This is a genomic window from Pseudodonghicola flavimaris (assembly GCF_030164425.1).
Lineage (GTDB): Bacteria > Pseudomonadota > Alphaproteobacteria > Rhodobacterales > Rhodobacteraceae > Pseudodonghicola > Pseudodonghicola flavimaris.
Genome location: NZ_JASNJD010000001.1, coordinates 527,867 through 539,237, shown reverse-complemented (window position 1 = coordinate 539,237; position 11,371 = coordinate 527,867). Strand labels below are relative to the sequence as shown.

Annotated in this window: 19 protein-coding genes; 3 read left to right on the top strand and 16 right to left on the bottom strand. The window is 64.7% G+C overall.

All coding sequences use genetic code 11. The features are described 5' to 3' along the window. The 3 genes from QO033_RS25350 to QO033_RS02630 form a co-directional block, all read left to right on the top strand. Window positions 1–92: transposase domain-containing protein (locus QO033_RS25350; protein WP_456107298.1), on the top strand; the 92-nt coding region annotated here is incomplete at its 5' end. Further along, on the top strand, window positions 68–325 hold the full coding sequence (locus tag QO033_RS02635) for a hypothetical protein (RefSeq protein WP_284479364.1): 258 nt from the start codon (window positions 68–70) through the stop codon (window positions 323–325). The genes QO033_RS25350 and QO033_RS02635, both read left to right, overlap by 25 nt. Before the next feature lie 7 nt (window positions 326–332). Beyond that, window positions 333–692, top strand: a complete 360-nt coding sequence (locus QO033_RS02630) for a nucleotide-binding protein (protein WP_284479363.1) — start codon at window positions 333–335, stop codon at window positions 690–692. 13 nt (window positions 693–705) lie between these two features. On the opposite strand, the gene QO033_RS02625 is transcribed toward QO033_RS02630, so the two are convergent. The 16 genes from QO033_RS02625 to QO033_RS02550 form a co-directional block, all read right to left on the bottom strand. Next, window positions 706–984: a hypothetical protein gene (locus QO033_RS02625; RefSeq protein ID WP_284479362.1), complete on the bottom strand. Its 279-nt coding sequence runs from the start codon at window positions 982–984 to the stop codon at window positions 706–708. Window positions 985–1,172: 188 nt separating this feature from the next. Then, complete coding sequence (locus tag QO033_RS02620; protein ID WP_284479361.1) at window positions 1,173–1,619, bottom strand: hypothetical protein; 447 nt, start codon at window positions 1,617–1,619, stop codon at window positions 1,173–1,175. A 110-nt stretch (window positions 1,620–1,729) separates the two neighbouring features. Continuing rightward, window positions 1,730–2,179: a hypothetical protein gene (locus QO033_RS02615; RefSeq protein WP_284479360.1), complete on the bottom strand. Its 450-nt coding sequence runs from the start codon at window positions 2,177–2,179 to the stop codon at window positions 1,730–1,732. A 73-nt stretch (window positions 2,180–2,252) separates the two neighbouring features. Next, the gene (locus QO033_RS02610; RefSeq protein WP_284479359.1) at window positions 2,253–2,657 is read right to left on the bottom strand and encodes a phage tail terminator-like protein; all 405 of its coding nucleotides are present in this window, start codon (window positions 2,655–2,657) and stop codon (window positions 2,253–2,255) included. Then, entirely contained in the window at window positions 2,654–3,076 is a 423-nt protein-coding gene (locus QO033_RS02605) for a hypothetical protein (protein ID WP_284479358.1), read from the bottom strand. Before QO033_RS02605 ends, QO033_RS02610 begins: the two co-directional genes overlap by 4 nt. A 3-nt stretch (window positions 3,077–3,079) precedes the next feature. Continuing rightward, window positions 3,080–4,093 carry a structural protein gene (locus QO033_RS02600; RefSeq protein WP_284479357.1) on the bottom strand — a complete coding sequence of 338 codons (1,014 nt, stop codon included), beginning with the start codon at window positions 4,091–4,093 and terminating at the stop codon, window positions 3,080–3,082. Window positions 4,094–4,107: 14 nt separating this feature from the next. Continuing rightward, a complete protein-coding gene (locus QO033_RS02595; RefSeq protein WP_284479356.1) occupies window positions 4,108–4,233 on the bottom strand; it encodes a hypothetical protein in 126 nt (41 codons plus the stop codon). Window positions 4,234–4,297: 64 nt separating this feature from the next. Further along, window positions 4,298–4,705 (bottom strand): hypothetical protein, encoded by a 408-nt coding sequence (locus QO033_RS02590; protein ID WP_284479355.1) that lies wholly within the window; start codon window positions 4,703–4,705, stop codon window positions 4,298–4,300. After that, window positions 4,702–5,112 (bottom strand): hypothetical protein, encoded by a 411-nt coding sequence (locus QO033_RS02585; RefSeq protein ID WP_284479354.1) that lies wholly within the window; start codon window positions 5,110–5,112, stop codon window positions 4,702–4,704. The genes QO033_RS02590 and QO033_RS02585 overlap by 4 nt, the downstream gene beginning before the upstream one ends. 3 nt (window positions 5,113–5,115) lie before the next feature. After that, window positions 5,116–5,403, bottom strand: coding sequence for a hypothetical protein (locus QO033_RS02580; RefSeq protein ID WP_284479353.1), 288 nt, complete (start codon window positions 5,401–5,403; stop codon window positions 5,116–5,118). 68 nt (window positions 5,404–5,471) lie between these two features. Further along, on the bottom strand, window positions 5,472–6,545 hold the full coding sequence (locus tag QO033_RS02575) for a major capsid protein (protein WP_284479352.1): 1,074 nt from the start codon (window positions 6,543–6,545) through the stop codon (window positions 5,472–5,474). Between the two features lie 11 nt (window positions 6,546–6,556). Further along, window positions 6,557–7,018, bottom strand: coding sequence for a hypothetical protein (locus tag QO033_RS02570; protein WP_284479351.1), 462 nt, complete (start codon window positions 7,016–7,018; stop codon window positions 6,557–6,559). Between the two features lie 3 nt (window positions 7,019–7,021). Then, the gene (locus QO033_RS02565) at window positions 7,022–8,173 is read right to left on the bottom strand and encodes a hypothetical protein (protein ID WP_284479350.1); all 1,152 of its coding nucleotides are present in this window, start codon (window positions 8,171–8,173) and stop codon (window positions 7,022–7,024) included. Beyond that, window positions 8,170–9,468, bottom strand: a complete 1,299-nt coding sequence (locus QO033_RS02560; protein ID WP_284479349.1) for an anti-CBASS protein Acb1 family protein — start codon at window positions 9,466–9,468, stop codon at window positions 8,170–8,172. Before QO033_RS02560 ends, QO033_RS02565 begins: the two co-directional genes overlap by 4 nt. Then, on the bottom strand, window positions 9,465–10,868 hold the full coding sequence (locus QO033_RS02555; RefSeq protein WP_284479348.1) for a PBSX family phage terminase large subunit: 1,404 nt from the start codon (window positions 10,866–10,868) through the stop codon (window positions 9,465–9,467). Before QO033_RS02555 ends, QO033_RS02560 begins: the two co-directional genes overlap by 4 nt. Then, a complete protein-coding gene (locus tag QO033_RS02550; RefSeq protein ID WP_284479347.1) occupies window positions 10,816–11,346 on the bottom strand; it encodes a DNA-packaging protein in 531 nt (176 codons plus the stop codon). Before QO033_RS02550 ends, QO033_RS02555 begins: the two co-directional genes overlap by 53 nt. Window positions 11,347–11,371: the final 25 nt, after the last annotated feature.

The following is an 11,371-nucleotide window of genomic DNA, read 5'->3' as shown; positions in this document are numbered from 1 at the left end:
ATCTCAAGACCACCCTCGAGGCCATCGCCGCCGGCCATCCGCAAGGCCGCATCGACGAACTTCTCCCGTGGAACTTCAAGCCGTCAAGCTGAACCTGAGGTGGGATGCAGCCGCCGCTTACTACTCGGTGATCGAGGAAACGGATGACGGCTTCACGGACGAACCATCCGAGGAGACCGAGGGCGGGGTTGAGCGATTTGACCAAGCCATTCGGGAATTCATGTCCACCCATTCTGGTTGGACCTTGGTCAAGGCGCATCATAGCAGCGAAACCGAAGTGAGCATGATTGACCTCGCGATCTTCGTTCGCTCTGGCGGCGAGTAGGTCACCAATGAAGCGCCTTGTCGCCCTCCTTCTCGCCCTCGCCCTGTCGACCTTCGCGCCGCTCGCCGGCGCAGCTGATCCCATCCCGCCTGCAGAGGCCAGCCAGCACATCGGCGACGCCATCGTTGTCGAAGGCGTCGTCAGCCAGGTTCATTACGACAAGAAATCGGGCGTCACCTTCATCAACATGGGTGGCAGCTACCCGAACCATACCTTCACTGCGGTGATATTCCAGGACTACTCGGCCTCGTTCCCCGGCGTGGAAGCCATCGAGGGGAAACGGATATCGATTGCCGGCACCGTGGAACTCTACCGGAGCAAGCCCCAGATTGTCCTGCGCCAGACTTCCCAGTTGGTGGTGGAATGACGCGACCGGCCGCCTACCCCGGCGACCGGCTTTTCTTCGCAGGCGGCCGGCGCTTCCCGTTGCTCGACACCATCGCATCCAGCGCGCGCTTGAGCATGTCGCTGACCTTGGCCGGGTCCTGCCGGATGCCGCCAAACGGCGCTGGCACCGCCTTCTCGCGGAACTCACCGCACGCTGCGACGAACTCCTCGGACAGCCGCTGTAGGTCTTCCAGATCACCCGGCGACAGGCACACTTCGGTCATCTCGGCCCAGGCTCTGATCTCTCGCCAAGAGAGCGGAACTTCGCCCATAGCGCTGCTCTCTGAGGGCCCCGCGACAAGAAGCGCTTCGGCTATCTCACGCGCCCCATCCCAGTCATCCAGCCGCGGCAAATCGACCATTAGCTCTGCATTCGCAGCTTTGCGTCCGCGGCTTGGCTCTCCCGTCCTTTCGGGGGTGGAGAGCCAAGCCTGCTGGCGCGTCCAGAGCCTGAGCTGCGTCAGGCGACCCGCAAAAAATTGGTGCGGTCGCCGATGAATTCGTTCGTCTGGTCGAACGCCGGCCGGTAGAGGTCCAGAAACTTCAGCAGGTTGTCGTCGCTGAACTCCAGCAACTCGCCCTCCCACGGGATACTCGACCAGCCGGTGACGCCGGCCGCGACCATCTTCATGGCCTCCGTCTCGATCTGCGCCGACTTCAGCACCTTCTGCCGGGCGCGCAGGGCGTCGACCAGCTCATGCTTGCGGCGGCGATAGGCCCGGCTGTCCTGGCCAACGACGGTGAAGACACAGGGCAGCGCGCCCTCGGCATCCGGGTCACTGGTAACGCTCCAGTCCCCATTCTCGCCCTTGACGGCATAGAGCTCGGTCACGCCGTCCGGGCCGACCAGGTGCATTTCGATGCCGTCGTTCTTGGCCAGCGTCTGGCCCATGGTTGCGAAATCCATCGCTTATCCTTTCACGGTTTCAGAAGAGGGTTTCGATTGGTGGCCGGGCGGGCGAAACCCGAAAACTCCCGCCCGGCCGAGGCGCCCACGAGGGGAAGCGCCTATTCGAGTCAGGCGGCAGCCACTTTCACGATGTCATTGTCGGTCACTTCGACCGACGTGCTGGCGGTGACCACGCTGTCGATGTCGCCGACAGACGGCTTGAACGACATCACCAGGCCCTCGAGGTAATATTTCGTGCCGTCCTGCAGGGTGACCAGAAAGGACCCGGGATTGTCGCTGTCCAGCAGGGTCTCCATGATGTCCTGCCCGGCGTCGTCGGGGTCGAGCGCCAGCGCCGGCGACAGGGTGCCGTTGTTGTAGCTGCCTTTGCCTTTCTTGGTGCCACGCGTGGCCAACGGGTTGTGGGTCACGGTGGCGAATTCCTTGCCGAACTCACCGATGTTGGTGATTTCGCCGACGACCGTATAGGTCAGGGCGGCAAAGCCGGTGGAGTCATAGGTGGCGGGCTGCGACGCAGACACCGACAGAGACGCCCCGGAGGCGGTTTGAAAAGCCATGACAGGCTCCTTTCACTGCTGTTGAAGTTGCGCCTGCCCGGCGCGGGTTGATCCGGTCAGGCCGGATTGCTGGTCATTTCGCGCGCCACGGAATGACGACCGGCACGCGCCATGAAACGTCGTCCGAGTAACCGTCCACCACGGTCGGCTCTTGGCGGAGGCGGATTTGACCGCCTGTAGCCGGGATTGGGGTATCGAGGTCGAACTGGTCGGCCACGGATTGCGCAAGGCGGTCCGCCGCGGTGCTGTATCCGTCCAGATCGTGCACGACGGTGACGATCAGTTGACCAGTGGTCGCTTTGGCGCCGTTCGACACAGCACGCCGAGCGGTGTTCTTCCCGGCGATCTGCGCCACCAGATATGGCTTGTCTGGCAGCGCGGCCGGTTTCTTGTTCGGCCAGATCACCGGAGGGCAATCAGCCATCGTCAGCAGATGTTGCCCGAGCGCGTTCAGAATGTCAGCCGCGTCGACGCTCATTTCTTCACCTCCGCGACGCGGGCCTGCACCTTGTCATCGAACTGAGCGACGGCATCAGTCACAAAGAGCCTGCCCGGCACCTCGGTCCCATTCTCAGCGGTGAAGCCGAGCTCCATCGGCAGAGCGTGGTCGCTCGTCCAGGTGAAGTTCATCGTCTGGCCTATGTCATAGCCATCGATGGCAACCACATAGGCATCGGCGTCCTCCGCTCCGCCATTCACCGAAAGGCTGTTCACGAGGTCAGCCTTGTTCACCGGGATCTTTCCCCGCTCGAAGCTGCCGCCGGTCTGCTTCACGCTGGGCTGCGTGGTCTGCGCCTCTTCCAGCACGTCCTGAATGCTCTGCTGGGCCACGTACCGCTTGTTCTGCTCGGTGAGTTCCAGGAACGCCTTGATCTGCGCGGTGAATGTCTTCGCCATGGCTCAGTCCTTCTTCGGCACCACCCGATAGAACATCGTGCAGTTGCAGCCCGCGCTGTGCTTGATGCCGCCACGAGGGTCGTGCGGGAAGCGCAGGCGCGCCCCGTCGTCCATCACGAAGTCCTGGTCGAAGGCGATGACCGTACCATCCATTTGCCGGTGATCCCGGCGCGGCTCCTTGCTGTGCCCATGGATCCATTTCTTGGTCACTGCAGCGACGTTGTCGCCCTCAGACAGCTGCAGATAGGCTTCGTGCCGTCCGGCCGCCTGCGCCGCATGGACCTCGTGAGTGGCGACCACCTGACCGCGGTAAGCCAGCAGCCTGTCCTTGTAGCGCCCCGTGATCTTGTCGACCTGTGCCGGCGACAGAGGCTTGCCGCTCTCGATAGCCTTGCGAACCATCGGATCGTATCGCCGATCGCGCAGCTTTCTCGTGAAATAGCGTCGATCGAGCGCCCGCAGGTCCAACCGCGCATTCACCACCCAATCAGCCTGATCCGGCGTGAGCCCGATCATTCCCCCGACACGCTGACCCTTGAGCGTTCCCGACGTCGCCATGCGTCCGGTCAGGTCCAGTGCGACCGCCCGAGAGGCTCGCCCCTCTTGCAAAGCAGAGACGATAACCCGGCGTGCCGCTTCCAGCGTGTCCTGCTCCATGCCTTGAACCAGCTGCGCCCCGAGCTCGCGCAGCAGCTGCTCGGCGCGCGGGTGTTGCCCGTTGAAGCTGAAGCTCCCCTTGAGCCCGGCAGGCAAGGTCTTGGCCACGTTTGTGCCGCCTGCCACGCCGGCTTGCCGGATGGCTTCCTGCAGCTGCCAGAAGCTCCCCTGCTCCATCCGCAGGAGCTCCAGCATCGCAGGCAGGTCACCGCGTTCATAGGCGGATATTAGTTCCTGCAGGCTCACCCGCGACCGGGCCGCATAGACGGCCGAGAGGAATGCATCTCTCACCTGAGGTTCGAACGTTGCCAGAATGGCAGCAAGCGCCGCCCGCTGCGCAGCGGTTGGGTTCCTTGCCATGGCTGTTCCTCAATTCAGATGGTGACCGGCAAGCCGCGCTTGGCCAGTTCGTCCTTGGCGCCCTCGATCCACGCGACGAAGATCAGCGCATCGACGAGGGAAAACTCATCCGGGCCAGCCCAAAGCACATCCAGAGCCATGCGGCCATTGCCGAAGCTCAGGTGCTGGTGAAGGCGCCATATGTGGAATGCACGGAACACGCGCCTACTGTGCGATCTCCACCTCGAAAAGCAAGGCCTCGCCGCCCGGAGCCAGCGGCTCGACCTTCGCCAGCTCGAACGTGCCATCTGCCAGCGTGATCCGGTCGCCCATCTGGGGCGCCTCGCCGGCCGCGCTTATGGTCAACACCCTCACCGTGCGCGGGATCAGCGCCCCGCCATCGGTCCGATTGTAGCGGGTCTTGGTGCCGCCATCGAGGACGGTCACGGTGAAGGCGTCGTCTGCCGGCGCTGCCCCGGTTGCGGCATCGCTCCACGGCGTGCCGGCGCCCGCATCGCTGCCGCTCTCGGCGGCCGGGCGGGTGAGCGTGGCAGTGTACTCGCTCTGTCCCGTCGCTTCCGCCGCCTCAATCAGCGCCGCGTGGATCTCAGCGGCGATATCGGCGCCACTCATCCGATGACCCTCAAACCGAGGCCCGTTCCGCGCCCCACATAGCGTCCGAGCATTGCCTCGATGATGGTGCTTGTCGGCGTCATTGCCTCACCTGCCGTCCCGCTGCCACCACCGATGCGCTCCCAACGGATGCCCTTCACCTCGACCAGCACCTTGGCCTCGCCGGGCGAGTAGGTCTTCGAGAAGAACCCGGGTTTTCCCAGTTCGATCTGTGCTGCCTCATAGGTCGCCTCGGTCACCGTGTCATCCGGCACCGTGCTGATGAAACCCAGCACGTAGAAGAACCGGATGTAATCGCTGGCGCGCTGCAGGGCGGCCAGGACATCTGCATCGCCGGCGGCCGCCGGCGCGTCGTTGCCCCGAGCCGACGCATAGGCCCGGAACCCGGAGAGATCGCCGTAGAGCATGGATCAGGCCTTCGGCGCTTTCGCCGCCTTGATGGCTTCGATCAGGGCATCGTCGGAAGTCTCGTCGGAGAAACTCACCTGCAGCTCCGCCGCCTGTGCCTCAAGCGCCTGGCGCTTCTTCGTCCTGTCCGGGTTGGTGACACCCTCAGCGCCCGTCGCCGCGCCATCCTCGATGACGGAATACTTACCGGCCCAACCCGCAGGCGGCTCCCCCTTGATGGTCATCTCGGTGCCGATCGGGATCGCCCCCTTCGCGCCGAAGATCCCGGCGCCGGTGATGCGGATTTTCATGTCAGCTTCCTCCTGTTGGGTACGCATGAGAAAGGGGCCACCGGAGCAGCCCCTCAGAATGCCCACCGTCAGGCGTTGACGACGACGCTGTAGAACACCCCTGCCCGGCCGTTCCAGTCGGCCCGGATTTCGAGCCCGAGCGCACCCAAGATCAGGAAGTTGTAGTTGTCGACCGGGTTCAGCCGCACCATCGCGGTGGTGTTGGTCGCCATGCCGATCAGAGGCCGGATGAACTCGGCCCGCGGGACGAAGCCGAAGAACGCGTTTCCCGAGAGCTGGTTGGTCACCTTGATCTTGTTGATCCGGCGGTTCTTCTCCAGGTGCTGCCAGAGGGTGCCCTCCTTCACGCCGGCCGAGCCCGAATAGGACCGGTCCCAGTTCCGCCCGATCTCAGGCGAGACATAGAGGTTCACCGCCTCGGTGATCAGGTTGGCATCCAGCATCGCGCCCAGCGTCTGGGTGACGAAGGCCTCGATGTCGTCGGAGGCCGTCGCGGGATCGGTCAGGTCGATGTTGGCGCCGCCGACGGCGCTGCCCAGGTTGATCGACTTCGCCAACGGATGGGTCTTGATGCCCCAGCCGGTGTAGCCCTCGAACTTGAGCGCGCTGTCACCGTTCAGCACGTAATCCGCCTGGTCCTTGCGCATCTTGGCGGTGTGGGCCTCCTGATCGTCCGCCAGGGCGTCGAAGTTCTCCGACTGGAAGGTGTTCCACTCCCGCCAGTTCCGGCCATAGCCGGTGTTGAAAATCGGGACGATGGTCCCGCGGTAGTCGTAGTCGACCTTGCCCAGCGTCTCCGGCACCTGCCCGGACAGCGAGCGGCTGACTGCGCCGGCATCGCTCGACACGCGATTGATGAAGGCGATCTTGCCGATATTCACCGACCGGGCCAGCGGCATCAGGTCGGCCATATAGGCCTCGCCGTCATCGCCGCGCATCACGCGCCGGGTGATGGCGTCCATCTCCAGCCAGGCGTCCCGGGGCAGCACCGCGGCGGCGTTGCCGATCATACCACTGCGGTTGGCGATGGTGGCCAGCGAGTCCTCCTGCATGTGGAAGGTTTCGCGCTGTGCCGAGACCTCGCCCCACCACGCGGCATGCGGGCGGGAGTTGGTCACGAGCTGTTGGTCAAAGTAGCGCATGAGAAGCCTCCTTACGCGCTGGCCGAGAGATAGCTCTGCGAGCCCGCCGGGCGGACCTTCAGAAGCTGGCTCGCGCCGGTGTTGTTGTTGAAGACCTCATCGGCATAGGCGACGATGAGGTCGGAGAGACCGGCAATCGCCAGTGTGCCGCCAGCGCCGGGCGTCATGGGGGTGCCGACGGCAGCAACGTTCACCCCGTCGGCGATGCGGGCCGCGTAGAGCACATCCGCCTCCATCTCGAGGCCCAGCACAGTGTCATCGGCGGCATAGGCGGTGTCGACGCCACGCAGCGCCAGATAGTTCTCCTGCGCCAACCAGACCTTGCCGACGGTGGCGGCATCGGCCAGGGCGAACTTGCCGGCGCTGATCACCACCAGCGAGCCGGGCAGCGTTTCGGCGGCCGCGGCCAGTTCCCTGACCTGCGGATCGGTCTTTCGGGCCGGGCCGAGGATGATGTTCGAATAACGCGCCATGGATCAGGCCTCCTTCTCACCGGTGGGCAGCTTGAAGCCGCCGCCCTGCGGCTGAGCGCCCCCGAAGGCCGAGTTCAGCGCCATGGCCGTGCCGGGTTGCGATTTCTCGACCAGCTTGTTCAGGGCCGGCAGCGGCATGTCCTTCAGCTCGTCCTCGGTCCACTGGCCGCCCTTGGTCAGGGAATTGATGGCGGTGGCGCGCTTGGCGTCTTCGTCGGCCTTCTGGTTGGCCACGATGGCCTCGACGTGATCGGTGACCGGCTTCATCGCCTCCTTCACCGCATTGCCGATGGCCTCGCCGAAGCTCTTGGCGAAGTTGTCGGGCTTCAGGCTCTCCTCGAGGGCGTTCACCTTCTTGGAAAGCTCACTCAGCTGCTTGTCGTCAGCCATTTCTGCTTCTCCTTGATTTGCAGAGGGTTCCCGCTCAGAGGAGCCCGGAAGGGCCTCCATGATCGCGGACTTGATGCGCTCCCAGACGGAGGCACGGTCGCGCCGCTCAAGCGCGCTGAGCAGGTGCATGCCCGCCCAGTCGAGTTCACGCTCGGCCTCGTCGATGGCCGAGTTGATTACGTCGATCTTCCGACCGTCCTTGAGGGCGCTGTTGACCATCATGCCGACGCCCTGGTCCGGGGTGGCCGCGCCGTCCTCCCCCAGCAGGATCGCATCGTGGTCGAACTGGATGTCCCGGGCGATCTGCCTGGCTTCGCTGTCGCCCTCGGCGTTCTCCAACATGCAATAGAGCCCGGTGCTGGTGTGGATCGGCTCTCCCTTCTCGATCGCCTCCAGCACCGCCTTCCCGCCTTCAAGCTGCTTGGCGGTAGCCACGTCGATCACCTTGTCGAGGAAGACCCGGCCGTTCTCGCGGCGGACATTGCGGTTCCAAGCCCCCACCCAGCCACGCGCCAGCCCCTCGGGATCGGAGGCCGAGACGAACTGCCCCTCGATGTCGGGATGCCCCAGCGGCGCCGGCGTGTTCTCCAGCGACCGGAAGCTCTTCTCGATCTCTTCGGCCGGATAGCGGATGTCGTTCATCACCACATCGTCGGGCAGCGTGGCCGAGGGAACGATGATGTAATCCCGCCCGTGCCGGCGTTCACGCCTGATCTGCGCCGCATTGACCGTCGTTCGGATATTGACCCGGACCTGTTTGCTCATTCGCCCTCTCCGTCATCGTCGCGGGTGGCCAGCGGGTCGTAGCCCACCGTCTCCCTGATCTCGTCATCGGTGAACACCGGCTCCATCGGCGTCTTGCTGTTGATCTCGGCCATGCCCCTGGCGCGCTCCATCTTCTCGGCGCCGGTGGCCTCGGTCAGATCGGCCCAACCGATGGTCCAGTCGCGTTCGGGCAGGATGCCGAAGCGCACCAGGCGCTCCACGAACTCGCGGATCAGCGGCACGTTGCGGGTGGTGCGCCGGGCCATGCAGGTCTTGTTCCACTCGCGGGCATCCTCGGTGCTGGCCCGTTCGCCGGTTTCGTTGCCGATCAGGACGCGCAGTGGCATGAGCAGCGATGCAGCGAAGCTCTGCACCGGCGCGGCGAAGAAATGCTCAGGGCTCGGCAGGCTGATCGTCATCGGTACGGCCGTCATGCCGCCCAGCATCAGCCCCTTGTCGAAACCGGCCTGAAAGCTCTCCAGCTGATCATTCAGCGCATCCACCAGCTCGGCAGGGCTGACGCCCATGGCCTTCGCCACATCGGCCTGTGTCATCCCCTCGGGGGCGCCCACCACCGGCGCGCCGCGGCTGGTCTTCCAGAACCCCTCGCCACCGGCCCCCTTGATCTTCTCGGCGTCCAGCAAATCGTTGTAGCCCGGCTCCAGCGCCGAAACGCCGTTCACGGTGCCATCGTCGGACCAGATGATGACCCGATCCGGATGGACCCGGAACTGTCGCGGCGATTTCGAGGTGCCGCCAAGCGCGGACTCGTTGAACTGGTAGAACCGTGGCTGCCCGTAGGTCTCGCTGCGGGGATCGGCATCCCACTCCGCGACGGTGAGCTGGCTTTCCCAGACCGGTATCACCTCGGCCAGGCCCTCCAGCCCGCCGGCCACCCGCCCCACGGGCGCATCGAATGGCAGCCCGTCCCGCAGGCGCAGGATCACCCCGGCGTAGCAGCCCACCATCGACCGGGTGTCTGCGGTGGCGAAGCGATGCCACAGCCTCAGACGTTCGAAAGCCTTGCGGATGTCGCCTTCAAGCGGGCTCTCCGCCGGCGTCTCGCTCTCCCAGAGCTCGGGGTTGTCCTCCCAGGTCTTGGCGATGGTCTTGTCCACCCCGGCAGTGGCGAGCCCGTTCCGCCGATACATCCGGTAGAACTGGGCGAAGGTCAGTTGATCCGGCCAGCCGAAGTCCTTGAAATGGTCGTGTTTGGCCGAGGTCTGGAAATAGGCGGGGAACATATCCCCCAGCGTCCGCTGCACCACATTGGCAACCATCTGGCGTAGGGTCATCGGTTGCTCCTCGTCAGCACCCAGGCGGTGGGCTTCTGCTCTCTCGGCGCGAAGGCCATGACGAAGGCATCCGCAAGGTTCGGCGACGGGACATCCCGCTTGCCGAGATCCTTCTTGCTCTCGACCTTCACCCGGCCGGCGTTGTCGAAATCCCGCCGCGGCGTCGACAGCTCGTCGATCAGCTGGTCGAGGTGGTCACAGGCCGGGTTGATGGAGATCAGCTCCGAGGCCGGGAAGCTCATGCCCTTCTCGACCGCGTTGAAGGTGTTGCGGAAGCGCTTGGCCACTGCCCACCAGGTTTGCGCCTTCAGGTTGGCGTAGTAGTCGCGGTTCTTCGGCGACTGCGGGTCCTCCGCATCGACCTTGGCGTCCGGGTTCAGCACCCCGTCGCCCGCGTTGAAGCGGTGATAGTCGAGCGTCACCCCGAACTCGGCGTTGAGGCTCTGGAAGTGCGCCCCCGCAAAGGCCCCGACCCCGATGCTGTCGTAGTCGATCTCGGCGTTCATCCCGCGCGCCACCGCGTGCACCCGCCCGGCGGACTTCAGCAGCTCGTCCTCCCGGGTCTTCCACTCCTCGACCCTGACGGCCTCAATCCCCTCGACCGCCACCAGCGCGTTCTTGTCCTCGCCGCTGTCGGCCACATCGAAGCCCACCCGCCGGCGCGGCCCCCGATCGAGCCCGAGCTTGCGGCAGGCATCCAAGGCCGCCCGGACCCAGGACCGCTTGATGACCACGCTGTCGTCATCCTCGCGCGGTTCGCCCAGGTAGATGTGGCGGTATTCCTCCTCATCCTCGGCGCGCTTTGCCTCGATGACCTTGAGGATCGTCTCTGACAGGAACGGGTTCTCGGTGTAGTTGATCTGCCGCTTGACCGTATTCGGCGGCGTCCGGGCGATGAACCTGCGCCAGACGAAGTCCGTCACCAGGCGCGGGTTGAACAGGATCCAGAACTGCGAGCCTTCCTTGCGCAGCGTCGGCTCCAGGATCTCCCACTGTTCCTCGGTGAGGTTGTGCGCCTCCTCGATCCAGCAGATGTCGATGCCTTCCAGTGACTTGATCTCGTCGATATGCCGCCAGAGCCCGTAGAACATGAACTCCGCGCCGGTCCCATTGTGCCGGATCGCGTTCTCGGTGATCGTGAACTCGGACCTCAGGCCAAAGCGATCGATCTGGATCTTCAGCAGCGTGTAGACGCTTTCGGCGATCTTGTTCTGGAACTGCCGGGCGCAGAGCACCCTGATCCGGCATTTCGTGGCGAGGAAGATCGCGAACCCCGCCGCATCCCATGATTTCGACGAGGACCGCCCGCCGTAGAGAACCCGGTTCCGCGCCGGCGTCAGCCAGAAATCACGTAGCGCCGGGTTCAGGGTTGGGCGCGAGGTCAGCGTAGAAGTCTGCAAGAGTCTTGACCTCCACAGGCCCGCCGTTCGCGCCGGTCACCTCTTTCTTCTCCGATAGCCCGAGGTCTCGCGCGATGATGTTCGCGTTCAGCAGATCGGCCGCGGCGCCGGTGAACTTGTTTTCCCAGATCACGGCTTCGACACGGCCGATGATTTCCACCAGGTCAGGCCGGTGCAGCTCGTGGCCCTCGGTCTTCCAGCCCCGCCAGGTCTCGGTGCTGATGCCCATCGACAGGCACAGGCCGCCGATCGTCATGGCGCGCATGCGCGGCAGGTTCTCGAGCGTCACCTTGCCCTCGTAGGGAAAGGCCTTGGCCTCATGGAGCGGATTTACCTCCACCCACTCGAAGTAAGCCACGGCAGCGGCCCAGAGCTCCTCCGGGCCCGCGAAGGTCGGCGGGCGCCCGGGCCCCGGCGGGGCAAGTTCCCAGATGCGGTTGCCGGGAATAAAGCGTCCAGCTGCGTCTCGGTCGGTCATGGCTCGGCCCCATAATTACACACTT

Bases quoted from the DNA above. Each gene is read 5' to 3' on its own strand.
- QO033_RS02630 (WP_284479363.1), top strand. From the start codon at position 333: ATGAAGCGCCTTGTCGCCCTCCTTCTCGCCCTCGCCCTGTCGACCTTC.
- QO033_RS02625 (WP_284479362.1), bottom strand. From the start codon at position 984: ATGGGCGAAGTTCCGCTCTCTTGGCGAGAGATCAGAGCCTGGGCCGAG.
- QO033_RS02620 (WP_284479361.1), bottom strand. From the start codon at position 1,619: ATGGATTTCGCAACCATGGGCCAGACGCTGGCCAAGAACGACGGCATC.
- QO033_RS02615 (WP_284479360.1), bottom strand. From the start codon at position 2,179: ATGGCTTTTCAAACCGCCTCCGGGGCGTCTCTGTCGGTGTCTGCGTCG.
- QO033_RS02610 (WP_284479359.1), bottom strand. From the start codon at position 2,657: ATGAGCGTCGACGCGGCTGACATTCTGAACGCGCTCGGGCAACATCTG.
- QO033_RS02605 (WP_284479358.1), bottom strand. From the start codon at position 3,076: ATGGCGAAGACATTCACCGCGCAGATCAAGGCGTTCCTGGAACTCACC.
- QO033_RS02600 (WP_284479357.1), bottom strand. From the start codon at position 4,093: ATGGCAAGGAACCCAACCGCTGCGCAGCGGGCGGCGCTTGCTGCCATT.
- QO033_RS02595 (WP_284479356.1), bottom strand. From the start codon at position 4,233: ATGGCTCTGGATGTGCTTTGGGCTGGCCCGGATGAGTTTTCCCTCGTC.
- QO033_RS02590 (WP_284479355.1), bottom strand. From the start codon at position 4,705: ATGAGTGGCGCCGATATCGCCGCTGAGATCCACGCGGCGCTGATTGAG.
- QO033_RS02585 (WP_284479354.1), bottom strand. From the start codon at position 5,112: ATGCTCTACGGCGATCTCTCCGGGTTCCGGGCCTATGCGTCGGCTCGG.
- QO033_RS02580 (WP_284479353.1), bottom strand. From the start codon at position 5,403: ATGAAAATCCGCATCACCGGCGCCGGGATCTTCGGCGCGAAGGGGGCG.
- QO033_RS02575 (WP_284479352.1), bottom strand. From the start codon at position 6,545: ATGCGCTACTTTGACCAACAGCTCGTGACCAACTCCCGCCCGCATGCC.
- QO033_RS02570 (WP_284479351.1), bottom strand. From the start codon at position 7,018: ATGGCGCGTTATTCGAACATCATCCTCGGCCCGGCCCGAAAGACCGAT.
- QO033_RS02565 (WP_284479350.1), bottom strand. From the start codon at position 8,173: ATGAGCAAACAGGTCCGGGTCAATATCCGAACGACGGTCAATGCGGCG.
- QO033_RS02560 (WP_284479349.1), bottom strand. From the start codon at position 9,468: ATGACCCTACGCCAGATGGTTGCCAATGTGGTGCAGCGGACGCTGGGG.
- QO033_RS02550 (WP_284479347.1), bottom strand. From the start codon at position 11,346: ATGACCGACCGAGACGCAGCTGGACGCTTTATTCCCGGCAACCGCATC.